Genomic DNA, 24121 nt, shown 5'->3' with positions numbered 1-24121 from the left:
AGTGAACCACGCCACACCCACAGCGCGTGGGCACCGAGGTCAGCCGGGGGTCAGCTGGCCTCGGCGAGCGTGCCCTCGAACAGCCCGAGCACGCGGTCCAGCGCGGCGCGGTCGCCCGCGACCTCGAGCCCGGCCTCGGCGATCGCGGCGTCCACGGGGAAGCCCATGAACACGACCCCGGTCCAGGCCGTCGAGTCACCGGCGATGGTGACGTCGGCGTCCTCGAGGGCGCCCTCGGCGAGGTCGAACTGGTTGCCCTTCCAGACGAGCCGGAACTGCTGTGGGTCGGCGTCCGGACGGCGGGCGTCGGTCAGCTCCCAGGCGACGCTGACCGGCTCGGGAGTCGTCGCGCTGCCGGCGGGCACCATCGTGCGCATCGCCACCATCACACCGCTGGGCGTCATCCCGGCGGACATGATCGGGAAGCGGGTCGAGCCGTGGGCCCAGCGACCGAGCGCCCCGAGGATCGACTCGAGCTCGCGGCCCCACGGGGTGAGGGCGTAGGCCGTCGTCTTGGTGATGTAGCCGAGCTCGGTCTCGACCACGACACCGGCGTGCTCGAGGAACTGCAGCCGGTCCTTGAGCTCGTCGGAGCTGACCCCGATCACCGAGGACTCCAGGTCGCGTGCCGTACGCGGCCCGAACATCAGCTCGCGCACCACGATCAGGCTCCACCGATCACCGATCAGGTCCAGGGCGTGCGCGGCTGCGCACGCGTCGCCCAGGTCCCCGTAGGTCAGGTTCAGGGTCACGTCGATCCTCTCCGAGTCATTCGATCCCATCGAGGGTAGTGAGCCCGAACTACGGGTCGTCAGTGCCAGAGGTCCCGCGTGGCGGTGAAATGCCGGCGCTACGCGATCGCAGCGTACGCGGCGGCGACCCGCTCCACGGCCCGCCGGTCGCCCTCGATGCCGACCGAGGCGGCCGGGGCGCCGGCGAAGACCACGCCGGCCCAGGCGGTCGAGTCGCCGGAGACGGTCGCCTCGGGCGCATCGTCCGCACCCTCGGTCAGCTCGAATCCGTCGGCGTCCCAGTGCAGCCGGTAGCGGCGTACGCCCGCGGCGGGACGCCGCTCGTCGTGCAGCTCGATCGCGATCCGGACCGGGCCCTCGTCCCAGCCGGCCACCGTGGCGTAGGGGGCCATCGTGCGCATCGCGACGATCGCCCCGTCGGGGGTCATGCTGCCCTCCGGCACCGGGAAGCCGGGCGAGCGCTGCGCCCAGCGACCGAGCGACCGCATCACGTCCTCGAGCCCCTGCCCCCACTCGGTGAGCCGGTAGACGCGGGTCCGCCCGAGGTCGTCGAGCCGGGCCTGCTCCACGACGCCGCTGTCCCGCAGCGCCTTCAGCCGAGCGGTGAGCACGGCGGGCGTGATCCCGACGACGGCCGAGGCCAGGTCCGCGAAGCGGCGCGGACCGAGCAGGAGCTCGCGCGCGATCACCAGGCTCCACCGGTCGCCGATGACGTCCATGGCGTGCGCGGTCGCGCAGGCATCCCCAACGTCGGCGTACGTCTGCTTCTTCGGCATCGATCCTCCAAACTCTCTTCACAAGAGTATAAACTATGTTTAACGTAGTCTCATGATCACGATCGCTCTGCCCACCCGGGATCGCACCCGGTCCCATGTCTTCCTCCGCGACGGCCTCGGTCTCGAGACGCCCGGCGAGCTCGCCGAGGACGGGGTCCCCGAGCCCTTGCGGGCAACCCTGTCGGAGTCCTGCGAGGTGATGATGATCCCCACCGGCGGGTTCAAGTGGGTCACCGGCCAGCTCGCGGACGAGCCGATCGACGCGGCGACCCTGCCCCCGCCGGAAGGCCCGAAACAGTGCCTGGTCACCATCGAGCTCGACTCGCGCGACGAGGTCGACGCTCGCCATGCGGCCGCGACGGCGATCGGGCGCGATGTCCTCACGCCGGAAGCGGCGCCGTGGGGCGAGTACCGCGCGCTCGTCGCGGACCCCGACGGCCATCTCTGGCAGCTGACGTCCCGCTGAGGACCGGTCATGCCGCCCCTAGAATCTCCCTATGGCCGGAGACGACACGCGGATGCTGCTGCTGGGGGCGGTGGCGCTGTTCGAGCCCGTCAACGGCTACCAGATCCGGCGCGAACTGATGTCGTGGCAGGTCGACCAGTGGGCCAACATCAACCCCGGCTCGATCTACCACGCACTGACCTCGCTGACCGACAAGGGCCACCTGACCAGGCACGATCTGGTCGACAACGGGCGTACGGTCGCGGTCTACGAGATCAGCGCCAGCGGGCGTGCGGAGCTGGAGCGTCTGATCACCCGGTCGCTGGAGGCCGTCGACGCCTACAACGGCCTCTCCTTCTACGCCGCCTTCTCGCTGGTGCCGCTGCTGGAGCGGCCGGCCGTGATCCAGCACCTGAGCGTCCGCCTCAAGAACCTCGAGCGCACGATCAAGGAGCTCGACGCCGCGGTCCGGGTGAACGCCCGGATGGTGCCGCCCCACACCGTCTCCGCCCTGCACCTCCAGCTCGACAAGCTCCGCTCCGAGCGGGCTTGGCTGGTGGAGGTCCTGGACGACGTACGCAGCGGCAAGCTCTTCTTCATCGGCGAGACGTCCGGCTGGGCGCCTGCCGATGACGACCCGGGGTGGCAGATGGACGCCGACCGGAAGCGCTATCGGGAGATGCTGCGCGGCTGAGCCGACGCGGCTCGGGAGGAACGGGTTTGACAACCCGGGATCAAAATTGAACACTCACGATATTCAAGTTTGAATATGCGGATTAAATCGGGTGATCGTCGGCGGTCGTCCGTGCTTGTCTGGACTCGCACGCACAAGGGAGTGACACATGATTCACGCACGCGGCCTGAGGCACACCTTCGCCTCCGGCCATGGCAAGCAGAAGAAGGAAGTCGTCGCGGTCGACGGAGTCGACCTCGACGTCGAAGAGGGCGAGGTGGTCGGCTTCCTGGGCCCGAACGGCGCCGGCAAGACCACCACGCTGCGCATCCTCACCACCCTCCTCAAGCCGACGGCAGGCACCGCCACGGTGGCGGGCTTCGACGTCGCCAAGCAGTCCGTCGAGGTCAGGCGGAGCATCGGCTACTGCTCGCAGGTCGGCTCGACCTTCTCGGGCGCCTACGCAGGCGACGAGGTCGTCGACCACGGCATGCTCTACGGGATGTCCAAGAAGGACGCCGTCGCCCACGGGCAGGCGCTCTTCGAGAGGCTTCAGCTCGACGGGCTGTGGCGCCGCAAGCCCCGCAACATGTCCGGTGGGCAGAAGCGCCGCCTCGACATCGCGATGGCGCTGATCCATGCCCCCAAGCTGGTCTTCCTCGACGAGCCCACCACCGGCCTCGACCCGCAGGCACGGGCCAATCTGTGGGACCACATCGCCTCGCTGCGTACGGACCACGGGGCGACGGTCTTCCTGACCACCCACTACCTCGACGAGGCCGACACCCTCGCCGACCGGGTCATGGTCATCGACCAGGGCCGCATCGTCGCCAACGACACCCCGGAGAACCTCAAGGCCGCCGTCTCCGGCGACCTCGTCTCGCTGGAGGTCGCCACCGACGAGCAGGTCGCGATCGCGCGCGACAAGCTCGGCTCGATCTCGGAGAACGTCGAGGTCGACGAGCGACTGGTCAGCGGCCGGGTGCCGCGGGCCGGGAAAGCGGTTCCCGGGCTGCTGCGCGACCTGGAGTCCAACGGCGTCTCCCTGGAGTCGATCGAGGTCGCCCGCCCCACCCTGGACGACGTCTTCCTGACGCTGACCGGGCGATCGCTGCGCGATGCCGACTCAGGCACACCCGAGGCCGACGAGGCCACCGAGCAGCAGGAGGCCAACCGATGAGTGAGCGCAAGCGAGCGGCAATGAGCGTCAGGCCGCCGCGTCCGTATTCTCCGCACTGCCCTACGGAGGTGGCGGCATGACCGAGTTCCAGCAGCCCGTCCTCAAGTCCGGCTTCTTCCGGGAGTCGATGGTCGTCTTCAACCGCCAGCTGCGGATGAACCTCCGCAACCCCGCCTGGGTGCTGATCGGCGTGATGCAGCCGATCCTCTACCTGCTGCTCTTCGGCCCGCTGCTCGAGCCGCTCATCGAGGAGCTCGGCGGCAACGCCTACAACTGGTTCGTCCCCGGCATGCTCGTCCAGCTCGGCATCTTCGGCGCGATGTTCGCCGGCTTCTCGCTGATCGGCGAGTGGCGCGAGGGCGTCATCGAGGCGGAACGGGTCACCCCGGCCTCGCGCGGCGCGCTGCTCTTCGGGCGTCTCTACCGCGACCTGCTGCAGATTCTGGTACAGGCGATCATCCTGGTCGCCCTCGGCCTGGTGATGGGCATGGACTTCAAGCCGGTCGGGATCCTCGTCGGGATCGCGATCACCGTGATGATCGGTGGCGCCGGAGCCGCCGCCTCCAACGCGTTCGCGCTGCTCGTGAAGAGCGAGGACGTGATGGCGCCGGTGACCAACATGCTGCTGATGCCGATCCTGCTGCTCTCGGGCATCTTCCTGCCGATGAGCTTCGGCGCCGGGTGGCTCGAGGCGCTGGCCGACGTCATCCCGACCAAGCACATCGTCGACGCGGTCCGCGCCTCGTTCTTCGGTGACCTCGGGATGGGCGACATCGGCTGGGGTCTCGGCTGGACGGTCGCGCTGTTCGGCCTCGCGGTCTGGTGGGGCATCTCCACCTTCCGCAAGGAGAACGCTTAGCAAAACACCGGGGCCGTTCTCAGTAGCGACTCAGCGAGGGGTGGCAAGGTAGGAGTGTGAACAGCCCTGCCACCCCTCGTGATGGGTCCAGCGACGGCCCCGGCGACAAGCCGCACGTGCTGGTCGTCGACGACGACAAGGCCGTGCGTGAGTCGCTGCGCCGGTCGTTGGAGTTCAACGGCTACGTGGTCGCCCTGGCCGGCGACGGCGCCGAGGCACTGGCCGGGATCGCCAACCACGGTCCCGACGTGGTCGTGATGGACGTGATGATGCCCCGCCTCGACGGCATCGAGGCCACCAAGGCCCTGCGAGCGGCCGGCAACGACGTACCGATCCTGGTGCTGACCGCCCGCGACGCCGTCGGCGACCGGGTCGACGGCCTCGACGCCGGCGCCGACGACTACCTCACCAAGCCGTTCGCGCTCGAGGAGCTGCTGGCCCGGCTGCGCGCGCTGCTGCGCCGGGCCGCGCCGATCGGCGAGGACGACGAGGAGACGCTCACCTTCGCCGACCTGTCCATGAACACCACCACCCGCGAGGTGACCCGCGGCGAACGCGCCATCGAGCTCACCCGCACCGAGTTCACGCTCCTGGAGATGTTCCTGCGCCGGCCCCGCCGCGTACTCGACCGGTCGTTCATCCTCGAAGAGGTGTGGGGCTACGACTTCCCGACGACGGCCAACTCGCTCGAGGTCTACGTCGGCTATCTGCGACGCAAGACCGAGGCCGAGGGCGAGGCCCGGCTGATCCACACCGTACGCGGCATCGGCTATGTCCTGAAGGAGCCGTGAGCAGCGCCGTGACCACGCCGGCAACCAGCTCGCGCTACCGCGGCTCTCTGGCGGGGCGGGTCACCCTGCTGACGACCCTCGCGGTCGCCGGCTCGATCGCGCTGATCGCGGTCGGGCTCTACTTCGCCGTACGTGTCCAGCTGCAGGCCAACATGGACGAGTCGCTACTGAGGCGGGCGACGGCGGCGGCGGAGTACCCGTTGCTGATCCGCAACACCCGCACCGGGGAGACCGTTCCGACCTGGGTCCTCAACGCCAGTGACATCCAGGTCGCGGAGGTGAGCGACCACGACTCCTGGTCGCCGACGCAGAAGAGCTTTCCTCGCCCGGGCCCGCCCGAGGTGAAGGTCGCCACGAGGGAGGTGCCGATGATGGTGCGCACCATCGCGACCGGGGACGGCGACTTCCGGGTTGTGACGGTGCCGATCTCCGGCAGCGATACGGCGCTGATGCTGGCGCAGTCGCTGGAGCCGCAGAAGGCGATGTACAAGCGGCTCGGGCTCGTCGTGCTCTTCTTCGGCGCTGCCGGGGTCGTCGCGGCAGCCTTCGCCGGGTGGGTCGTCGCAGCCGGCGGACTCCGACCGGTGAGACGGCTGACCGCCTCGGTCGACCGGATCGCGACGACCGAGGACCTCACCCCGTTGCCGGTCGAGGGCGACGACGAGATCGCCCGGCTGGCCACCTCGTTCAACCGGATGCTGTCCGCGGTCTCCGCGTCGCGCGACCGGCAGCGGCAGCTGGTGGCGGACGCCTCGCACGAGCTGCGTACGCCGCTGACCTCGCTCCGCACCAACGTCGAGCTCCTCACCCAGGCAGACGCCTCGATCTCCGGCGAGCAGCGCGCCGACCTGCTCGGCGACATCCGGGCCCAGATCGAGGAGCTCACCAATCTGATCGGCGATCTCGTCGAGCTGGCCCGCGATGCGCCGGCCGAGCCGACGCTGGAGACGGTGGACCTCTCCGACGTGGTGGACCGGGCACTCTCCCGGGTGCGCCTGCGCGCGCCGTCGGTGACCTTCACCGAGGAGATGGAGCCGTGGTGGGTCCTGGGTGACGCGAGCTCGTTGGAGCGTGCGGTCACCAACCTGCTCGACAACGCCGCCAAGTGGTCGCCCGAGTCGGGCACGGTGCACGTCTCGCTCCGCGATGGGGTGCTCAACGTCGACGACGAGGGTCCGGGCATCGCCGAGGACGACATCCCCTACGTCTTCGACCGGTTCTACCGTTCCACCGAGGCCCGCTCGATGCCCGGCTCCGGGCTCGGCCTCGCTATCGTCCGGCAGGTCGCCGAGCGCGCCGGCGGATCGGTCTCCGCGGCCCGATCCCCGCAGGGTGGCGCGCGGATGACCCTGCGTCTGCCCGGCTCCGCCTCTCCCAAGCCGACAGAACCGCCCACGGCGGTGTTGAACAATTGAGGGTTGAATCTTTGAAGTACGCCGTTCTGGCGCCCAGTCTGGTGGCGCTCCTCTCCCTCGCTGCCTGCGGAGCCGAGGAAATCGCCGATCCGTCGGCGTCCGCCTCCGCATCATCCCCGGAGCATGCCTCGAAGGAGACGTTCAACCCGTGCGACGGGCTCGACATCTCCCCCGTGGAGAAGGCCCTCGGCACCCAGCTCCGCGTCGAGAAGGGCACCTCCGAGGCACCCCGCTGCGCGTTGCTTCCCGAGGAGTCGGGCGGGACTGCGTACGAGCTGAACTACCTGCCCTTCAACGGCACCCTCGCGGATGCGTGGAAGACCATGGACGTGAAGTCCGGGGAGGTCAGCGAGCCCGAGATCGACGGCGCCGAGGACGCTCGGCTGGTCAAGCAGCAGGGCACCAACTCGTACGCCGTCACCGGCTTCATCCAGAACGGCACCCTGATCCAGAGCTTCAACTCCGTCGACCTGGAGCCCTACGACGGCGACGCCATGGACCGTGCCGCCGAGGCCCTCCTCGAGCAGCTCAGCGCCAACGCGCCGTAGCCGGCTAGTGCTTCTTCGTCTCGCGCCAGGAGCGCTCGAAGGGGAGGCGCCAGGCGTGGGGGGCGATCAGCTGGTGGATCGAGTTGGGGCCCCAGGAGCCGGGGGCGTAGAGGCGTACGGGCGGGGGGTTGTCGAGGAGCGGCTGGGAGATCTCCCAGAGCGTCTCGATGCCCTCGGCGGTGGTGAAGAGCGTGTGGTCTCCACGCATCGCGTCGTGGATGAGGCGTTCGTACGCCTCGAGGACGCCGGTCGAGGAGCTCGTCTCCTGGGTGGCGAACTGCATGGAGAGCTTCTCCAGCTTCATGCCGGGACCGGGGCGCTTACCGTAGAACGACAGCGACATCTTCGACTGGTCGGCCAGGTCGAAGGTGAGGTGGTCGGGACCCTGGGTGCCGGCGCCGGAGTTGGCCGGGAACATCGTCAGCGGCGGCTCCTTGAACGCGATCGAGATGATCCGCGCGCCCTCGGCCAGCTTCTTGCCGGTGCGTAGGAAGAACGGCACGCCCGCCCAGCGCCAGTTGTCGATGATCACCTTCATCGCGATGAAGGTCTCGGTGTCGGAGTCGTCGGCGACCTCGTTCTTGCCGCGGTAGCCGGAGTACTGACCACGCACCACGTTGCGCGGGTCCAGCGGCCGGATCGACCGAAAGACCTTGTTCTTCTCCTCGCCGATCGGGTCGGGCGCAAGCGAGGTCGGCGGCTCCATCGCCATGAACGCCAGCACCTGCATCAGGTGGGTCACGACCATGTCGCGGTAGGCGCCGGTGCTCTCGTAGAACGCGGTGCGTCCCTCCAGGCCCAACGTCTCGGGGATGTCGATCTGGACGTGGTCGATGAAGTTGCGGTTCCAGATCGGCTCGAAGAGTCCGTTGGCGAAGCGGAAGGCCAGGATGTTCTGCGCGGCCTCCTTGCCGAGGAAGTGGTCGATCCGGAAGATCTGCTCCTCGGAGAAGACCTCGTGGATCTTCGCGTTGAGCTCCTTGGCCGACTCGAGGTCGGTGCCGAAGGGCTTCTCCATGATGATCCGGGCGCGCTCGACGAGGTCGGCCTCCTCGAGCTGGCGGATCACGTCCTGAGCGGCCTTGGGCGGGACGCTGAGGTAGTGGAGGCGGCGCACGTCGCTGCCGAGACCCTGGAGCTTCTTCTCGGCGAGCTTCACCGCGTCGGCGAGCGCGTGCGGGCCCTCTTTGGTCGAGACGTAGGAGAGCATCCCCCCGAACGCCTCCCAGCGCTCGTCGGTGATGTCGCCCTTGCCGAACTCCTCGCACGCCTCGCGGGCGAACTCGATGAACTGCTCGTCGGACAGGTCCTCCAGCGACGTACCGACGATCTGGGCATCCGTCATCAGCCCGGCCTCGTTGAGTCTGAGCAGGCCAGGCAGGAGTTTGCGGCGCGCCAGATCACCCGTCGCACCGAAGAGCACGATCACATGTGGCAGGGCTTTGTCATCGATGGTGGCCATGATGAGTCCACGGTAGTCCTCGTTTTATGAACGATCCAATAGACAACGGCCGCCGTCTCAACGTGTCGCCGTCTTTTCACCTGTTTGATGATCCGCCGAGGGAAGCGCGCACCCGATCGGCCTTCAATCGCGCCTCGGCAGCCTCCTCGGCGACGTCGGATCGGACCGTGATCCCGCCCCCGGTGCCGATCCGCCAGGTGTGGGTGTCGTGGGTCGTCACGGTCCGGATGATGACGCCCAGATCGGCCGGTCCGTCACCGGAGATCCAGCCGAACGCACCGGCGTACGCCGCCCTCGGCCCACCCAGCTCGCGCTCGGCACGCTCGATGACCTCCATCGTGCGCAGCTTGGGCGCGCCGGTCATCGACCCGGCGGGGAAGAGTCGGCGCAGCGCCTCGATCGTGGTGATCCCGTCCCGCAGGCGGCCTCTGACCGTGCTGACCAGCTGGTGCACGCTCGGGTAGGACTCGACCCGCATCAGTCCGGGAACCTCCACCGTCCCCGGCTCGCAGACCATCGCCAGGTCGTTGCGGAGCAGGTCGGTGATCATCAGGTTCTCGCTGCGAAGCTTCGGATCGGTGCGCAGCAGCTCCGCGCTGGCGGCGTCCTCCGCCGCCGTGGCACCTCGTGGGGTCGTGCCCTTGATCGGCCTGGTCTCGATCGTGCGGTCCTCGTCGATGAGCGCGTAGCGCTCGGGGCTCGAGCTCAGTAGCCACGCCGCATGGCCGGCGACGTCGTGCTGGAGGAATCCTGCGTACGGGGCGGGGTTGATGCTCCTGAGCCGCAGATAGGTCTCCACCGGGTCGGCGGCACCGTGCACGGTGACGCGATAGGTCAGGTTCGCTTCGTAGGTGTCACCCGCCCGGAGAGCTTCCTGAACCTGGCGGAAGGCGGCGGCGTAGGCGGCACGTCGGGGTAGTCCGGTAGCGAACTGCCCATTACTGGCGGGTATATAGGCAGTTCGCTCCCGGACTACCCCGCCATGGTCGAACATCCGCACATGCGACGGCCGCATCCAGACAGCGTCCGGAACGTCCTCCGACGGCGTCGCCGGAAGGTCCGTACGGCAGGCGTAGCCGAGGTATCCGAACCACTGCTCCCCGGGTGCGACCTCGCGTTCCAGGGTCTCCCAGATGTCGTCGCCGACGACCTCGGACCTGCCGCCGGAGTGGCGCAGCACCTCGCGGCGCGCGGCCGAGTAGGTCAGCGAGACGTCGTCGTCCTCCAGCCAGCCGATCAGCGACCGGCTTCCCGACCACTCGCGCGCGCCGCCGCCGTCGAGCCAGACGCAGCGGGGGTGGGCTGCGGCGACCTCGGCGAAGAGCTCCTCGACGCTCATCGCGGCGCCGGTCGACCCAGGCGCTGCTGGTTCAAGAAGTTCGCGACCATCTCCGCGCCGTGGTGGGAGAGCACCGACTCGGGGTGGAACTGCACGCCCTCGAGCGGCAGCTCCCGATGACGTACGCCCATCACGACGCCGTCCTCGGACCGGGCCGTCACCTCCAGCACGTCGGGGACCGACACGGCCGCGAGGGAGTGGTAGCGGACCGCCTCGAGCGGTGACGGGAGACCCGCGAAGACGCCGCGCCCGTCGTGCGTCACCCGCGCGACCTCGCCATGAGCGGGCTCGATCCGGTCGACGACGCCGCCGTAGGCGGTCACCAGCCCCTGCATCCCCAGACAGACGCCGAGGACCGGCCGCCCCGCGTCCAGGAGTACGTCCCGCCCGACCGCGAAGTCCGCCGGGTCGGCCGGGTGGCCGGGCCCGGGCGAGAGGACCACATGGGTGTAGCCGGCGAGGTCCCCGAGCTTCACCTCGTCGTGCTCGACCACGTCCGGAAGGACCCCGCTGACCTGCGCGATCATGTGGACGAGGCTCCACACGTAGGAGTCGTGGTGGTCGACCACGACGACTCTGGTCATGGGGCGAGCAGATCGCTGACGACGTCGTGGATGAGGTCGTAGCCGCGCTCGGTGAGGACCGACTCCGCGTGGAACTGGATGCCGGCGTAGTGCGGCCCGGAGATGGCGTGGATGTCGCCCGTCTCGGGATCGGCGTCCACCGACACCCCCGCGGGCAGCTCCGTGGAGCCGACCCGTCCGACGAAGGTGTTGTAGAACCCGACCCGCTCGCGCCGCGGCCGCCCACCGAACCCGAGGCCGACCCGGGTCTGGGTGCCCTGGAAGACGATGTCCTTGTAGTGCAGCCCGATCCCGAGCTGATGGCACAGCGCCTGGTGACCGAGGCAGACCGCCAGGAAGGGCTGCCCGGTCTCGAAGAGCGAGGCGACAGCGGCACGCAGCTTGGCCATCTTGGGGTCGGAGCCGTCCCGCGGGTCCCCGGGACCGGGCCCGACGATCACCAGATCCGCACCCTCGAAGGCACCCTCGGAGTAGTCCTCGTGCCGGACCACCGACGAGGTCATGCCGAGCACCCGCAGGACGTGGCGCAGCATGCGTACGAAGTCGTCCTCGCCGTCGAGGATCACCGCATGCTTGCCGGCGAGGTGGGCCGAGGGCTCCTCGTCGGCCTGGTCGGTGAGCCAGAACGACGACAGCCGGCGGTTGCGGGCGGCCAGGGTCAGCAGCAGGTCCTCGTCGTTGACCAGCTCGGAGACGTCCTGCGCGAGCGCCGGCGCGGCCGGCACCAGCCCGAAGGCCGACAGGATCCCGCCGGCCTTGGCGTGCGTCTCGGCGACCTCGTAGTTCGGGTCGGAGTCGCGTACCAGGGTCGCACCGGCGCTCACCTTCAGCTGACCGTCGACAGAGACGTCCGCGGTGCGGATCACGATCGGGCTGTCCACCGTCGGGGCGCCGGACTCGTCACGGCCGAGGAGCGCGAGCGCGGCGCCGTAGTAGCCACGGCCCTCCGGCTCGTACTTCTTGATCAGCCGACACGCGTTCTCGACCGGCGAGCCGGTGACGGTGGCGGCGTACATCGTGTCGCGCAGGATCTCGCGCGGGTCCCGGGCGGAGCGGCCGGCGAGGAGGTACTCGGTGTGGATCAGCCGCGACATCGGCTTGAGGAACGGCCCGAGCACCTGGCCGCCCTGGTCGCAGATGTCGCACATCATCTTGAGCTCCTCGTCGACCACCATGAAGAGCTCGTAGACCTCCTTCTGATCCGTCAGGAAGTCGGTCAGCTGCCCCTTGAGGTCGTGGGCGATCTTCTCGGGCGAACCCTCCAGGTCGCGCGGCAGCCTGAAGGTGCCGGAGATCGGGTTCATCCGGACGTCGCCGCCGTGGACGCTCACGTGGCGCTCCGGCGAGGCGCCGATGAGGTAGCGGTCGCCGGTGAAGAAGCAGTAGGTCCAGTACGCCCCGCGCTCGCGCTCCAGGAGTCGACGCAGCACGGTGAGCGCGCGATCGTGGTTCCAGTCGTCGAGCTGGGCCCGGTAGTGGCGGCCGATGACGAAGTTGGCGCCCTCGCCCTGCCCGATCTCGTCCTCGATGACCGTCTTGACCAGGTCGGCGTAGGTGTCGTCGTCGACGTCGAACCCGCCGCGATCGACGAACTCCACCGGTACGTCCGGCAGCGCCTCGATCACCTCGGCGACCGAGAACTCCCACTCACGCTCCACGTCGACGACCACGAGCGGGGTGCCGTCGTCGTGGGCCTCGAACCCTCGCTCGCTGACCTGCCGGAACGGCACCGCGAGCAGCCGGTCGGCCACCTTCCCGGGCTCCGGGGTGCCCTCCTCGAGAGGTACGTCGAGCAGCGACTCGACCACCGACCGGGTGCCGGCCAGCATGCCGACCGTGTCGCGGTCACCGGCCCGCGAGGAGCGCCGGATGATCGCCCACGCCTCGTGCCCCGTGATCTCCTCGATCGCGGTCTTGGCAGGGCTGTTGGTCGTCATGGGCATGAGCCTAATCCGGTCGCTCGCGCGAGACGCATTCGATTCGGATGGTGGGCCGCGTGCAACCTCACGGTGACCCCGATCCGTTGACAGTGCGTGAGACGTTCCCAAGACGCCGAGTTCGAGGCCTTCGTACGCCGCCACCGACCGCAGCTCGTCGGCACCGCCCGACTGCTGACCGCCGGCGACGCCCACCTCGCCGAGGACCTGGTCCAGACGACCCTGGTCAAGGTCTATCTCGCCTGGGGGCGAGCGTCCCAGCAGCCCGCTGCGTACGCTCGCCGGACCCTGGTCAACTGCCTGACCGACCACCGCAGGCGCCCGTTCTTCCGGCGCGAGCACGGCGCGGTCTCGCTGCCCGAGGCCCCGGTCAAGGATCCGGCGATGGTCGATCCCGAGCTGGTCGCCGCACTGGCCGAGCTTCCACCACGACAGCGCGCCGCCGTCGTCCTCCGCCATGTCCACGACCTCTCGGTCGAGGAGGTCGCCGACGCGCTCGGCTGCTCCACCGGGACCGTGAAGTCCCAGACCGCACGCGGCCTGGACAAGCTCCGCGCGCTGCTCACCCCCACCCAACTGACAGGAGACTCCCGATGAACGACGTGATCGACCGCCTCGCCCGCCTGACCCCGTCCCCGGCCGCCCCGGCGGAGGACGCCTCGGCCGATCTGCGCCGTGGCCACCGGGCGCTCTCCCGGCGCCGGATCAAGCGTGCCGCTCTCGGTGGCGCTGCCCTGACCCTCGCGGTGGGCGGCGCGTTCGGCGGGATCGCGCTGACCTCCGGCGACGAGGGTGCGCCGACCGTCCAGGCCGCCGACAGCGTACGCCTGGTCGACTACGACGGCACTCAGCTGCCCGGCTACACCGTGGCGAAGGTGCCCGAGGGGTTCGTGCTGCAGGGCTCCGACCAGTACGTCCTCGCCGTCGCCCGCCCCGAGGACACGTCCTCGATCAGCGACTTCCGCGACAAGATCGTGGTCACCCTCGAGGCGAGCACGTCCGGTGCCGGTGACTCCGCCAACACCACCGTCGACGGCCGACCTGCCACCCTCGTCACCACCCCCGACGGCGCGACGATGCTCAAGTACGCCTACCGCGACTTCACCGTCGTCATCCAGATGTGGAGCACCATCCACCTCACCGACGAGCAGCTCGTCGAGTTCGCCGAGGGCGTCGAGGTCACCACCGACGCGAAGCCCTCCGTCGGCTGATTCTCCTCCCGACGCCCACCCGCGCCGCTAGGCTTCGCGGGTGGGCGTCAACGAGCTGAGCAACGACGAGTTCGAGCGGCTCTACGGGCCCTGGGCGACGCACACCCCGGCCGACGTGGCGACTCTCTTCGACGGGTATCCCGGCACCTGGTGGATCGCCGGCGGCTGGGCGATCGAGGCGTTCACCGGCGTGCGTCGCGAGCACGAGGACATCGACGTCAGCGTGCTCCGCAGTGAGCTCGCCGTGCTGCGCAAGCATCTGGCCGGGCGCCTCGACGTGTGGGCGGCCGGCACCGCGGCGCTGCGTCCGCTGCTCCCCGACGACGATCCCGATGGCGCCGCAGACGACGTCCTCTGGGAGACGGAGGGTCAGGTCTGGACGCGGCGGAGCGCTCAGGATCCCTGGGAGTACGACCTGCTGCTCAACCCGGGCACCGCCGACGAGTGGGTCTACCGGCGGGACGAGTCGATCCGGCTGCCGATCTCCGAGGCGGTCTGGGAGCGAGACGGGATCCGTTATCTCCAGCCCGAGATCCAGCTCCTCTACAAGGCCCCAGGGCTTCGCTCGAAGGACCAGCTCGACTTCGACAACACCCTGCCGCTGCTCGACGACCGTCGGCGTCGCTGGCTTGGGCGCGCGCTCGAGCAGACCTTGCCCGGCCACACCTGGATCGCGGCCCTCTAGCCACCCAACCATCGCCGAGTCGGCGCGTTATAACGCGCCGACTCGACCTTCGATCTGGTCAGCTTGCGCCGACTCGGCGATCGGAGGGTCAGGAGACGGTGGTCAGGAGCTGGGTGGCGCGGGTGAGGACGACGTAGAGGGTGGCGCGGCCGGTGGCCGACTCGCGCTCGATCTCGTCAGGGCTGACGACGACGATGCCGTCGAACTCGAGACCCTTGGTGTCGAGGCCGGTGAGGACGACGATGCGGTCCTCGCCGGAGGGCACCGAGGTCGGATCGGCGGCCGAGGCAGCAGCTGAGGGGGCGTCGGCCTCGAACTCCGACCAGGACGCGAGCCACGAGTTGACCTCGGAGCGGCGCGCGACCGGGACCACGATGCCGACGGTGCCGCCGACCTGGGCCGCGATCTCGCCGACCGCCTCGCGCGTGGCCTTCTCCAGGTCGACCGCGTGCTCGATGACCTTCGGCTCGACGCCGGTGGAGCGGACCGCGGTGGGCAGGTCGGCATTGAGTCCGACCCGCTCGGCGTAGGCGGCGGCGAAGGCGTAGATCTCGGCCGAGTTGCGGTAGTTCGTGGACAGGTGGAACGCGTGGACCGGCTTACCCTCGAGCGCCTTGGCCCGCGCCTCCTCGGCCTCGGCGGCCACCGGCCACGAGGACTGGGCGGGGTCGCCGACGATCGTCCAGGAAGCCGTACGTCCCCGGCGACCGACCATCCGCCACTGCATCGGGGTGAGGTCCTGGGCCTCGTCGATGAGGATGTGGGCGAACGGGTCGTCGTCGATGCGGTAGGTCGGCGGACGCCAGCCCCGGCCCGAGGCGAACTCGCGGTCGGAGGCGGTCATCAGCTCGGCGATGTCGATGCCGCTCTGGTCGGCGTCACGCTCGTCGGCCGCCTGCTCGGGGATGTCGCCGATCGCGTAGCGGAGCTCGTCGAGCAGCGGGATGTCCTCGATGGCCAGGTCGGCATCGGTCAGGCCGCGGCCGGCCCACGACTTGAGGAGCAGCTGCTGCTCGTCGTGGGTCAGGACTCCCTCGGAGACGCGGGCTAGGAACTCGGGCTCGCGGAGCCAGCCGAGCACCTCGCGCGCCTCCAGCGCGGGCCACCACGCGGCGGCGAACTCCAGGAAGGCGGGGTTGTCGAGCATCTCGTCGTTGAAGACCTCGCGGCCGCGCTCACGGCCACGCTCGCCGCGTACCTGCCGCCAGAGGATGTCGAGGAGCATCTGCGGTACGCGACGCAGCTGCTGGTTGCGCCGGCCCTGGCTCATCAGCTGTCGCCGCAGCTCACCGAGCCGCTTGCCGTCCAGCCGCAGCGAGTCGTCGCGGTAGAAGACCTTGAACTCGCGCGGGGATCCCGGTGCCTGCTGGCGCGAGGTCCGGCGCAGCACCTCGGCCATCCGGGCCGATCCCTTCACATCGGCGACGGCTGGGTCGTTGTGCCACGTCGCGCGTACGCCGTCCACGACCTCACCCAGCGAACGCAGCGCTACCGCGGTCTCACCGAGGCTCGGCAGGACGCGTTCGATGTAGCGCATGAAGACGCCCGACGGCCCCACGATGAGTACGCCGCCGGACTCGTAGCGGCGACGTTCGGTGTAGAGCAGGTAGGCGGCGCGGTGGAGTGCCACCACGGTCTTGCCCACACCCGGACCGCCGGAGATGGTCGTGACACCCTTGCCGGGCGCGCGGATGGCCTTGTCCTGCTCGGCCTGGATGGTCGCGACGATGGAGTGCATCGTGCGGTCGCGGGCGCGGCTGAGCTGGGCGATCAGCGCGCCCTCGCCGACGATCGGCAGGTCGGCCCCGGAGCGCTCCAGCGCCTCGGCGTCGAGCAGCTCGTCCTCGACACCGATCACGCTCTGCCCCTCGGAGCGGAGCACCCGCCGCCGGATCACGGACCTCGGCTCGACCGCGGTGGCCTGGTAGAACACCGCTGCTGCGGGCGCCCGCCAGTCGATGAGCAGCGAGTCACGCTCGGCGTCGCGCAGACCGATGCGGCCGACGTAGCGCGGCTCCGGGTCGACCGACGGGTCGAGGTCGAGGCGACCGAAGACCAGCCCCTCATGGGCGGCATCGAGCTGCGCGATGCGTCGCGCCGCTTGGAAGGCGAACGCGTCGCGCTCGACCAGACCACCCTCGTGCCCCAGAGCCCCACGTTCGCGGCCCTCGTTGGCCAGCTCCTGCGCAGCGCGCGCCGACTCCCCCAGCTGGAGGTAGACACGATCTACGAACCCCTGCTCCTGAGCGATCTCGCGCTCAGCCAGCTTGTCGTTCAACTGGATGTTCCCCCGTCACAAAGATCCACACCCGCCGTGCGCCCCCCATGGCGCACGGCAAGGAGGTAATTCTACCCCCGACGTGGTGTTATGCGGGCACGGGTGCCACCAAACGACTACCGCTTACGAGACAGGAAGGCGGTCATCGCCTCGCGGGCCTCGTCGGAGCCGAAGAGGCGGGCGGAGAGGGCGGCCATCTCCTCGCCGCCGGCGTCGATGTGCTCGACGAGGCCGCGGACCATGAGGCGCTTGGTCTCGCGCAGGCCCTGGGGGGATCCCTGGAGGAGCGAGGAGGTGATGGCGGCGACCTCGTCGTCGAGGGAGTCTGCCGGGACGGCGGCGGTGAGGATGCCGATGCGGGCCGCCTCGGCGGCGTCGAACTTGTCGCCCGTGAGGAAGTAGCGGGAGGCGGCGCGGGAGTCGATCCGGGGCAGGATCGAGAGGGAGATCGCGGCGGGGGCCAGGCCCAGCCGGACCTCGGTGAGCGCGAAGGAGACGGTGTCGGCGGCGATCGCGATGTCGGCGGCGGCCACGAGCCCGAGACCGCCGGCGCGCACGGGGCCCTGGACCTTCGCCACGACGGGCTTGGTCAGGGCGACGATGGTGCGCTGGAGACGTACGATCCCGCGGGTGCCCTCCTCCATCGGCACCGTCGCAGCCTCGGAGAGGTCGGCACCGGAGCAGAAGACGGTGCCCGTGGCCTGGAGCACGACCGCCTTGACCGAGGCGTCCTTGTCGGAGGTGTGCAAGGCCTCGAACAGCTCGGTGACCAGCTGGCGGGAGAGCGCGTTGCGGTTGGCCGGCGAGTCGAGGGTGATGGTGGCGACACCGTCGGCGACGTCGAGGTGAACGAGCTCGGTGGTGGTTTCGGGCGACTCAGTCATGGGGCAGACCCTACGGTGCTTGACTGGACGTGTGGACCCGGTCCTCTCTGCATTTTCCGCCATCCCTCGGGAGGGCTTCCTGCCACCCGAGGAGCGGGACTTCGCGGGCTTCGACGAGCCGCTTCCCATCGGCCACGGACAGACCAACTCACAGCCGCGAACCGTGGCCGACATGCTCCGACTCCTCCAGGTAGCGCCGGGCGACACGGTGCTCGACGTCGGCTCTGGATCGGGCTGGACCACCGCGCTGCTCGCCCACCTGACCGGTCCCGAGGGCAGCGTCACCGGGGTCGAGCTGGAGCCGACCCTGGTCAGGTTCGGCCGCCGGAACCTGGCCGCGACCGGCCAGCCGTGGGCTCGCATCGAGAAGGCGAAGAGCGGGGTCCTCGGCTGGCCGCAGCAGGCTGCGTACGATCGCATCCTCGTCTCCGCCGAAGCCGATGCGCTGCCAAACGAGCTGCTGGACCAGCTGGCCGCGCCCGGCCGGATGGTGATCCCGGTCGCCGGCCTGATGATGCTGGTCGAACGGAACCCGACCGGCACGGCGCGGCTCAGCAGCCACGGCTGGTATCGCTTCGTGCCGCTACGCAGGACCTAGGGCGTACGCCGCTTCGGCTCGTCCTCGTCCGGATGCGGCAGCGCGCGCAGCTGGCCCGGCGGCACCGGGGGCGGCGGCTTGGTCGGCGGCATCGGCCGGCTGAACTCGTCGCGGCGCCGGATCCGCCGCGCGGTCTTGCGGAGCCAGGAGGGATCCATGACGATCTCGTGACTGTTGCCGTCCCGGCCGTCGAAGGTGACCGCGACGGTCTCGAAGCCCTTGTGGCGCTGCATCAGGGCATAGCTCGCGTAGGCGCGGCGGTCGGCCTCGGTCAGGTCGACTTCGTCGGTGAAGAGGGTCAGCAGCGCGCGCGGCCACAGGTGGCGGGAATAGACGACGTTGACCTCGATCGAGATCACGATCATCAGCGCGGCGATGTAGAGGAACGCGACCAGACCGAGGACCAGCGCGAAGGTCTGGTTCATGCCGCGGGTGGCGGCGAGCACGTGCTGGACGAACTCCGCACCGAAGTACTGCAGCACCTGCCACAGCAGCGCGAACGTGAACGCACCCGGGAGGGCGTGGACCAGGGCGTGGTCGCGGGTGGTGGCCATCCGGAAGACGACGCAGAGCATGCCGGTGACGATCACGACGGTGCCGAGGATCACCAGCCAGTAGCCGATGTCGACGGCCTTGAACCCGAGGAAGTCGGTGCGGCTCAGCACCAGCGACAACCCGGTCACCGAGAGGATGGCCAGACCGCCGGCGGCAAGCATGAGCAGCGCCCGCACCCTCAGCAGGATCGGGTTGGGACGGCTGTTGCGCGGCACGGACCAGGCGGTGTTGACCGCGTTCTGCAACGAGAGGCCCAGGCCGAGGGCACCGTAGAGGGCCGTGAGACCACCGATGATGATCGCGCCGGTCGAGCCGGTGAGCTCCTTGCGGCCGAGCTGGTCACCGATGATCGGGAACTGCGCCAGCGCCGTGTCGAGCACCGCCTCCTGCAGGCTCGGGTTGCCCTCCAGTACGAAGCCGAGGATCGAGGAGGCGAGCAGCAGGAGCGGGAAGACGGCCACGAAGGCGTAGTAGGTGATGATCGCGGCGAGGTTGTTGCCCTGGTCGTCCCAGAACTTGTAGAGGACAGCCAGCGGGAACGCGACCGGCGGGAACCGGCGCTGAGCCCGATCCATTGCCGTCGCCGCTCCAGCCATAAGGGTCAGGCTAACCCCTGTGCGACCCGATAGATTGAACGTCGGCCAGGTCAGCAGGCCAGCACACTCGAGGAGATGACCCACCAGATGTCGAACTTCGGCCCGCCGCCCGGGCCGCCGCCAGGCGCACCGCAGGACCCCGCTCGTGGACCGCAGCCGCAGGCCCCGCCCTGGGCACAGCAGGCGTACGCCCCCTCCGGCCCGCCGCTGGCGACCTGGGGCCGACGGGCCGGCGGTGCGCTGATCGACGCGGCCCTGCTGGTGCCGTTCTACCTGGTCGCCGGCGTGGGCGGTGGGTTGTCGCAGGAGTCCGGCTTCTTCGTCACCGTCTTCGGCCTCCTGGTCACCGCGGTCGGCTGGTTCGGGTTCATCGGCTTCGCCGTCTGGAACCACGTCCTCAAGCAGGGCCGCACCGGCTACACCATCGGCAAGGGCGTCATCGGGATCAAGCTGGTCCGCAAGGAGTCGCAGGCCACGATCGGCGCCCCGACGGCGCTGGTCCGGCAGCTGCTGCACGTCCTCGACGCGTTCTGCCTGATCGGCTACCTGTGGCCGCTGGTGGACGACAAGCGGCAGACCTTCGCCGACAAGATCGTCGGGACGCTGGTCGTCGTGGAGCCGCGGTCGCACACGTGATGCGTGGCGTGTGCGCTGACATTTACGTTGCGATGTGGCCATACTCGGCGCATGTCTAACTACGGCCCGCCTCCTGGCGCCCCGCAGGACCCCTCCGGCCAGCCCCTGCCGCCGACTCCGCCGCCGGCACCGGCCTACGGTCAGCCCAGCGCTCCGCCGCCTCCGCCTGCACCGGGATACGGCGCGGCCCCCACCGCGCCCACCGGCTACGGCGCCGCCCCGGCCGGATACGGCTACGGCGCTCCGACGCCGCCGTACGCCTCCTGGGGTGCACGTGCGGGAGCCTTCATCATCGACGGGCTCGTCGGTGCGGTGGCCATGATCCCGTTCTGGATCGGCTACGGCCTGCTCATCGGCGGAGCCGCCGCGGGTGGGGCCTCGGAGTATGACCCGAACACCGGCATGTACACGCCTGGCGGCGAGCCCAACGGGGCGCTCATGGCCATCGGCGGGCTGCTCATGTTCATCGGCTTCCTCGTCTCGCTCGCCTTCCTGTTCTGGAACTACGGCCTGAAGCAGGGCAAGACCGGCTACTCGATCGGCAAGGGTGTCCTCGGCATCAAGGTCGTCAAGGAGGCCGACGGCCAGGTCCTCGGCACCTGGTTCTCGATCGGGCGCTTCTTCGTCCACTACCTCGACCAGCTCGCCTGCTACATCGGCTACCTGTGGCCGCTGTGGGACGACAAGCGGCAGACCTTCGCCGACAAGATCCTCAGCACGATCGTCATCGTCGAGCCGAAGCGGTAGACACAGACGTACGCAGCAGGGCCGGTCGCTCGCGCGTCCGGCCCTGTACTCGTTGTGGCGTGCTCAGTAGGACTTCGGGAGTCCCAGGGTGTGCATCGCGATGTAGTTGAGGATCATCTCCCGACTGACCGGGGCGATCCGGCCCAGTCGGGCGGCGACGAGCTGGTTGGCCAGGCCGTACTCGACCGTCAGGCCGTTGCCACCGTGGGTGTGGACGGCGGCGTCGGTGGCGTTGCAGGCGACCTCGCCGGCGGCGTACTTGGCCATGTTGGCGTACTCCCCGGCGCCGGCGTCGTCACCGGCGTCGTAGAGCGCGGCGGCCTTCTGCCACAGCAGGCGGGCCTGCTCCAGCTCGATCTTGACCTTCGCCAGCGGGTGCGCGATGCCCTGGTGAGAGCCGATCGGGGCGTCCTTCCAGACCGAGCGGTCCGCGGCGTACGCCACCGCCTTGCCGAGCGCGTAGCGGGCCATCCCGCAGGAGAGGGCGGCGCCCATGATGCGCTCGGGGTTGAGGCCGGCGAAGAGCTGCCAGATGCCGCCGTCCTCGTCGCCGACGAGGGCGTCCGCGGGGAGACGTACGTCGTCGATGAAGAGGGTGAACTGCTTCTCCGGCGCCTCCCAGGCCATCGGGATGACCTGCTTCTCGAATCCCGGCGCGTCGGTCGGGACCACGAAGAGGGCCGGCTTGAGCTTGCCGGTCTTGGCATCTTCCGTCCGGGCGACGATGAGTACCGAGTCGGCCTCGTCGACCCCGGAGATGAAGGTCTTCTGGCCGTTCAGGACCCACTCGTCGCCGTCACGCTTGGCCGTGGTGGTGATCTTGTGGGAGTTGGAGCCGGCGTCGGCCTCGGTGATGCCGAAGGCCATCAGCAGGCTCCCGTCGGCGATGGCGGGAAGCCAGCGCTTCTTCTGCTCCTCGGTGCCGCAGCGGCCGATGATGCTCCCGCAGATCGCGGGGCTGACGACCATCATCAGCAGGGGCGCGCCGGCGGTCGCGGCCTCCTCGAGCACCGCGGCCAGGTCGCTCATGCCGCCGCCCCCGCCGCCGTACTCCTCGGCGATGTTGACGCCGAGGAACCCGTGGCGACCCATCTCGAGCCACATCTCGGTCATCTTGCCGCCCTCGCGGGCCTGCTTGGCGACGAAGTCGTGACCGTACTTCCCGGCCAGCTTCGCCACCGCCTCGCGCAGCGCGATCCGCTCCTCGGGCTCACCAAATGGGTTGGGCACAGTTGTGGTGGTCATGCTGTCTCCTCCTCGACGACGGCCAGCACCTCGCCGGCGGCGACCTGGGTTCCTGGTTTCACGTGGATCTGGGTGAGTACGCCGTCGGACGGCGCGGTCACCGTGTGCTGCATCTTCATCGCCTCCAGGACCAGCAGCGGCTGGCCCTCGGTGACGCTGCTGCCGGACTCGGCGAGCACGCTGACGACCGATCCCGGCATCGGCGCCAGCAGGCTTCCGGGCTGGGTCTGGGTCGCGGGGTCGGTGAACCTCGGACGCCTCCTCAGCGCGGTGTGACCGAACGCGGAGTCGACGTCGATCCGATCACCCTCGATCGAGATCGCGTACGTCGTCCGTAGGCCGTCCTTCTCGAGCGCAACCTGGCCTTGACCTGCACCGATGACCTCGAAGCCATCGATGCGGTAGCCGTCGCGGGTGCCGTACCACTCGACGACGAGGCCGTCGTCCGAGCCGTCCTCGAAGACGGTCCGCTGCGGCTGGTTGGTGACGTTGCGCCAGGCGACCGGGATCCCGGGGCGGCGGGTCCGCTCGGCCAGAGCGATCGCGGCGGCGACCGGGGCACCGGTGTCCTCGGCCGTTGAAACAAAGGTTTCCTTCGTGAGCAGAGCCGTCGTGACCTCGCCGCTCCGGAACGAGTCCGAGCCGAGGATCCCGAGCAGCTGCTCCCGGTTGGTCACCAGGCCGTGGATCCTGGCCGTACGCAGCACCGAGACCAACCGCCGGATCGCCGCGTCGCGCGTGGGCGCGTGCACGATCACTTTCGCCAGCATCGCGTCGTAGAAGGTGCTGACCGCGGAGCCCGACGTGTAGCCGGCATCGACCCGCGCGTCGCCAGGGAACTCCAACGCCGTCAACGTCCCCGACTGCGGCTGATAGTCCGCCGAAGGATCCTCGGCGTAGAGCCGAACCTCCACCGCATGCCCGTCAACCCCGCTGGTCGAGCCGCCGGATCCGCCAGGCGGAGGCGTGTCGAGACCAACACCTTCCGCCACCGCGATCTGCAGCTCCACCAGGTCCACCCCGTGCACCAGCTCGGTCACCGGATGCTCGACCTGGAGCCGCGTGTTCATCTCCAGGAACCAGAACCGCTCCGAGGCGGCGTCGTAGAGGAACTCGACGGTGCCCGCCCCGCGGTAGTCGATCGCAGCGGCGGCGTTCCGGGCCGCCTCGTGCAGCGCCTCACGGACGGGTTCGGGCAGCAGCGGGGCCGGGGACTCCTCGACGACCTTCTGGTGGCGGCGCTGCACCGAGCAGTCGCGCTCGCCGAAGACGGCGACATTGCCGGAGCCGTCGCCGACGACCTGGACCTCGACGTGGCGGCCGGCCTCGACGTACGGCTCGACGAAGACGGTTCCGTCCCCGAACGCGGACGCGGCCTCGGCCTCCGCCTTGGCGATCTCGGCGCCGAGATCGCCAAGTGAGCGGACGATCCGCATCCCGCGCCCACCCCCACCGGCGGAGGCCTTCACCAGCAGCGGCAGGTCGGCCTCGACCGGCGAGGCCGGGGCCTCCAGCACGGGGACCCCGGCGGAGGCCATGATCTTCTTGGCCTCGATCTTGGAGCCCATCTGCTCGATCGACTCGGGCCTCGGCCCGATCCAGACCAGACCGGCCGCCTCGACGGCGCGCGCGAAGTCGGCGTTCTCCGACAGGAACCCGTAGCCCGGATGGATCGCGTCGGCACCGGCCACCTTGGCCGCCTCGATGATGAGGTCGGCGCGGAGGTAGGTCTCGGCGGGGGCGTTGCCCGTGAGACGTACGGCATGGTCGGCCTCGGCCACGAACGGCAGGGCCGCGTCGGCGTCGGAGTGCACCGCGACGGTCTCGATGCCGAGCTTGCGGGCGGTGCGGAAGACGCGCGAGGCGATCTCGGCACGGTTGGCGACAAGCAATCTGGTGATCATGGGCACTTCCTTTCGCTGGTC

The 24121-nt window shown here is 69.7% G+C and carries 24 protein-coding genes; 13 read left to right on the top strand and 11 right to left on the bottom strand.

What is annotated here, in order from left to right; genetic code table 11:
• Positions 1-50 precede the first annotated feature (50 nt).
• Together ABZ796_RS11845 and ABZ796_RS11840 are read right to left on the bottom strand one after the other, a co-directional pair.
• Entirely contained in the window at positions 51-752 is a 702-nt protein-coding gene (locus ABZ796_RS11845) for a winged helix-turn-helix transcriptional regulator (protein ID WP_357337095.1), read from the bottom strand.
• Between the two features lie 98 nt (positions 753-850).
• Entirely contained in the window at positions 851-1528 is a 678-nt protein-coding gene (locus ABZ796_RS11840) for a helix-turn-helix domain-containing protein (protein ID WP_357337094.1), read from the bottom strand.
• Positions 1529-1580: 52 nt separating this feature from the next.
• Here ABZ796_RS11840 and ABZ796_RS11835 point away from each other — a divergent pair, with 52 nt between their 5' ends.
• From ABZ796_RS11835 to ABZ796_RS11805, 7 genes are all read left to right on the top strand, one after another.
• The gene (locus ABZ796_RS11835; protein ID WP_357337092.1) at positions 1581-1994 is read left to right on the top strand and encodes a VOC family protein; all 414 of its coding nucleotides are present in this window, start codon (positions 1581-1583) and stop codon (positions 1992-1994) included.
• A 31-nt stretch (positions 1995-2025) separates the two neighbouring features.
• Complete coding sequence (locus ABZ796_RS11830) at positions 2026-2667, top strand: PadR family transcriptional regulator (RefSeq protein ID WP_357337091.1); 642 nt, start codon at positions 2026-2028, stop codon at positions 2665-2667.
• 148 nt (positions 2668-2815) lie between these two features.
• Entirely contained in the window at positions 2816-3826 is a 1011-nt protein-coding gene (locus tag ABZ796_RS11825; RefSeq protein ID WP_357337090.1) for an ATP-binding cassette domain-containing protein, read from the top strand.
• Between the two features lie 76 nt (positions 3827-3902).
• Positions 3903-4685: an ABC transporter permease gene (locus tag ABZ796_RS11820; protein WP_357337089.1), complete on the top strand. Its 783-nt coding sequence runs from the start codon at positions 3903-3905 to the stop codon at positions 4683-4685.
• 116 nt (positions 4686-4801) lie between these two features.
• Positions 4802-5476, top strand: coding sequence for a response regulator transcription factor (locus tag ABZ796_RS11815; RefSeq protein ID WP_357337175.1), 675 nt, complete (start codon positions 4802-4804; stop codon positions 5474-5476).
• Positions 5473-6891 carry a HAMP domain-containing sensor histidine kinase gene (locus ABZ796_RS11810; protein WP_357337088.1) on the top strand — a complete coding sequence of 473 codons (1419 nt, stop codon included), beginning with the start codon at positions 5473-5475 and terminating at the stop codon, positions 6889-6891. The genes ABZ796_RS11815 and ABZ796_RS11810 overlap by 4 nt, the downstream gene beginning before the upstream one ends.
• 11 nt (positions 6892-6902) lie before the next feature.
• Positions 6903-7439 carry a hypothetical protein gene (locus ABZ796_RS11805; RefSeq protein ID WP_357337087.1) on the top strand — a complete coding sequence of 179 codons (537 nt, stop codon included), beginning with the start codon at positions 6903-6905 and terminating at the stop codon, positions 7437-7439.
• A gap of 4 nt (positions 7440-7443) precedes the next feature.
• Here ABZ796_RS11805 and zwf read toward each other — a convergent pair whose 3' ends face one another.
• From zwf to ABZ796_RS11785, 4 genes are all read right to left on the bottom strand, one after another.
• Positions 7444-8901 carry a glucose-6-phosphate dehydrogenase gene (gene zwf, locus ABZ796_RS11800; RefSeq protein WP_141802270.1) on the bottom strand — a complete coding sequence of 486 codons (1458 nt, stop codon included), beginning with the start codon at positions 8899-8901 and terminating at the stop codon, positions 7444-7446.
• A 76-nt stretch (positions 8902-8977) separates the two neighbouring features.
• On the bottom strand, positions 8978-10240 hold the full coding sequence (locus ABZ796_RS11795) for an anthranilate synthase component I family protein (RefSeq protein ID WP_357337086.1): 1263 nt from the start codon (positions 10238-10240) through the stop codon (positions 8978-8980).
• Entirely contained in the window at positions 10237-10824 is a 588-nt protein-coding gene (locus tag ABZ796_RS11790) for an aminodeoxychorismate/anthranilate synthase component II (protein ID WP_357337085.1), read from the bottom strand. The genes ABZ796_RS11795 and ABZ796_RS11790 overlap by 4 nt, the downstream gene beginning before the upstream one ends.
• The gene (locus ABZ796_RS11785) at positions 10821-12761 is read right to left on the bottom strand and encodes an anthranilate synthase family protein (protein ID WP_357337084.1); all 1941 of its coding nucleotides are present in this window, start codon (positions 12759-12761) and stop codon (positions 10821-10823) included. The genes ABZ796_RS11790 and ABZ796_RS11785 overlap by 4 nt, the downstream gene beginning before the upstream one ends.
• Before the next feature lie 96 nt (positions 12762-12857).
• Between ABZ796_RS11785 and ABZ796_RS11780 the strand changes: the two genes are divergently transcribed.
• The 3 genes from ABZ796_RS11780 to ABZ796_RS11770 are packed head-to-tail and all read left to right on the top strand — an operon-like array spanning position 12858 to position 14657.
• Positions 12858-13358, top strand: a complete 501-nt coding sequence (locus tag ABZ796_RS11780; RefSeq protein WP_357337083.1) for a SigE family RNA polymerase sigma factor — start codon at positions 12858-12860, stop codon at positions 13356-13358.
• The gene (locus tag ABZ796_RS11775; RefSeq protein WP_357337081.1) at positions 13355-13972 is read left to right on the top strand and encodes a hypothetical protein; all 618 of its coding nucleotides are present in this window, start codon (positions 13355-13357) and stop codon (positions 13970-13972) included. Before ABZ796_RS11780 ends, ABZ796_RS11775 begins: the two co-directional genes overlap by 4 nt.
• 40 nt (positions 13973-14012) lie before the next feature.
• Positions 14013-14657 carry a hypothetical protein gene (locus tag ABZ796_RS11770; RefSeq protein WP_357337079.1) on the top strand — a complete coding sequence of 215 codons (645 nt, stop codon included), beginning with the start codon at positions 14013-14015 and terminating at the stop codon, positions 14655-14657.
• A gap of 88 nt (positions 14658-14745) precedes the next feature.
• On the opposite strand, the gene ABZ796_RS11765 is transcribed toward ABZ796_RS11770, so the two are convergent.
• Together ABZ796_RS11765 and ABZ796_RS11760 are read right to left on the bottom strand one after the other, a co-directional pair.
• Complete coding sequence (locus ABZ796_RS11765; protein WP_357337077.1) at positions 14746-16935, bottom strand: UvrD-helicase domain-containing protein; 2190 nt, start codon at positions 16933-16935, stop codon at positions 14746-14748.
• A gap of 116 nt (positions 16936-17051) precedes the next feature.
• Positions 17052-17819 carry an enoyl-CoA hydratase family protein gene (locus tag ABZ796_RS11760; protein ID WP_357337075.1) on the bottom strand — a complete coding sequence of 256 codons (768 nt, stop codon included), beginning with the start codon at positions 17817-17819 and terminating at the stop codon, positions 17052-17054.
• A gap of 19 nt (positions 17820-17838) precedes the next feature.
• On the opposite strand from ABZ796_RS11760, the gene ABZ796_RS11755 reads away from it, so the two are divergent.
• Positions 17839-18417 (top strand): protein-L-isoaspartate O-methyltransferase, encoded by a 579-nt coding sequence (locus ABZ796_RS11755; protein ID WP_357337074.1) that lies wholly within the window; start codon positions 17839-17841, stop codon positions 18415-18417.
• On the opposite strand, the gene ABZ796_RS11750 is transcribed toward ABZ796_RS11755, so the two are convergent.
• Positions 18414-19547, bottom strand: a complete 1134-nt coding sequence (locus ABZ796_RS11750) for a YihY/virulence factor BrkB family protein (RefSeq protein ID WP_357337073.1) — start codon at positions 19545-19547, stop codon at positions 18414-18416. The genes ABZ796_RS11755 and ABZ796_RS11750 overlap by 4 nt on opposite strands.
• Before the next feature lie 96 nt (positions 19548-19643).
• Between ABZ796_RS11750 and ABZ796_RS11745 the strand changes: the two genes are divergently transcribed.
• Positions 19644-20204, top strand: coding sequence for an RDD family protein (locus tag ABZ796_RS11745; RefSeq protein ID WP_357337071.1), 561 nt, complete (start codon positions 19644-19646; stop codon positions 20202-20204).
• Between the two features lie 51 nt (positions 20205-20255).
• Positions 20256-20951 (top strand): RDD family protein, encoded by a 696-nt coding sequence (locus ABZ796_RS11740; RefSeq protein WP_357337069.1) that lies wholly within the window; start codon positions 20256-20258, stop codon positions 20949-20951.
• 63 nt (positions 20952-21014) lie between these two features.
• Here the strand turns inward: ABZ796_RS11740 and ABZ796_RS11735 are convergent, their stop codons facing one another.
• Together ABZ796_RS11735 and ABZ796_RS11730 are read right to left on the bottom strand one after the other, a co-directional pair.
• Complete coding sequence (locus ABZ796_RS11735) at positions 21015-22196, bottom strand: acyl-CoA dehydrogenase (protein ID WP_357337067.1); 1182 nt, start codon at positions 22194-22196, stop codon at positions 21015-21017.
• Positions 22193-24100 (bottom strand): biotin carboxylase N-terminal domain-containing protein, encoded by a 1908-nt coding sequence (locus ABZ796_RS11730; protein WP_357337066.1) that lies wholly within the window; start codon positions 24098-24100, stop codon positions 22193-22195. Before ABZ796_RS11730 ends, ABZ796_RS11735 begins: the two co-directional genes overlap by 4 nt.
• Positions 24101-24121: the final 21 nt, after the last annotated feature.

The sequence above is a fragment of the Nocardioides sp. NPDC047086 genome, assembly GCF_040643685.1.
In the GTDB taxonomy this organism is placed as follows: domain Bacteria; phylum Actinomycetota; class Actinomycetes; order Propionibacteriales; family Nocardioidaceae; genus Nocardioides.
This window is presented reverse-complemented; position numbering and strand designations above follow the sequence as displayed.

Excerpts from the sequence above, each read along its gene's own strand:
- ABZ796_RS11840 (WP_357337094.1), bottom strand. The coding sequence starts at position 1,528 with ATGCCGAAGAAGCAGACGTACGCCGACGTTGGGGATGCCTGCGCGACC.
- ABZ796_RS11835 (WP_357337092.1), top strand. The coding sequence starts at position 1,581 with ATGATCACGATCGCTCTGCCCACCCGGGATCGCACCCGGTCCCATGTC.
- ABZ796_RS11830 (WP_357337091.1), top strand. The coding sequence starts at position 2,026 with ATGGCCGGAGACGACACGCGGATGCTGCTGCTGGGGGCGGTGGCGCTG.
- ABZ796_RS11825 (WP_357337090.1), top strand. The coding sequence starts at position 2,816 with ATGATTCACGCACGCGGCCTGAGGCACACCTTCGCCTCCGGCCATGGC.
- ABZ796_RS11820 (WP_357337089.1), top strand. The coding sequence starts at position 3,903 with ATGACCGAGTTCCAGCAGCCCGTCCTCAAGTCCGGCTTCTTCCGGGAG.
- zwf (WP_141802270.1), bottom strand. The coding sequence starts at position 8,901 with ATGGCCACCATCGATGACAAAGCCCTGCCACATGTGATCGTGCTCTTC.
- ABZ796_RS11795 (WP_357337086.1), bottom strand. The coding sequence starts at position 10,240 with ATGAGCGTCGAGGAGCTCTTCGCCGAGGTCGCCGCAGCCCACCCCCGC.
- ABZ796_RS11790 (WP_357337085.1), bottom strand. The coding sequence starts at position 10,824 with ATGACCAGAGTCGTCGTGGTCGACCACCACGACTCCTACGTGTGGAGC.
- ABZ796_RS11785 (WP_357337084.1), bottom strand. The coding sequence starts at position 12,761 with ATGACGACCAACAGCCCTGCCAAGACCGCGATCGAGGAGATCACGGGG.
- ABZ796_RS11775 (WP_357337081.1), top strand. The coding sequence starts at position 13,355 with ATGAACGACGTGATCGACCGCCTCGCCCGCCTGACCCCGTCCCCGGCC.
- ABZ796_RS11760 (WP_357337075.1), bottom strand. The coding sequence starts at position 17,819 with ATGACTGAGTCGCCCGAAACCACCACCGAGCTCGTTCACCTCGACGTC.
- ABZ796_RS11750 (WP_357337073.1), bottom strand. The coding sequence starts at position 19,547 with ATGGATCGGGCTCAGCGCCGGTTCCCGCCGGTCGCGTTCCCGCTGGCT.
- ABZ796_RS11745 (WP_357337071.1), top strand. The coding sequence starts at position 19,644 with ATGACCCACCAGATGTCGAACTTCGGCCCGCCGCCCGGGCCGCCGCCA.
- ABZ796_RS11740 (WP_357337069.1), top strand. The coding sequence starts at position 20,256 with ATGTCTAACTACGGCCCGCCTCCTGGCGCCCCGCAGGACCCCTCCGGC.
- ABZ796_RS11735 (WP_357337067.1), bottom strand. The coding sequence starts at position 22,196 with ATGACCACCACAACTGTGCCCAACCCATTTGGTGAGCCCGAGGAGCGG.
- ABZ796_RS11730 (WP_357337066.1), bottom strand. The coding sequence starts at position 24,100 with ATGATCACCAGATTGCTTGTCGCCAACCGTGCCGAGATCGCCTCGCGC.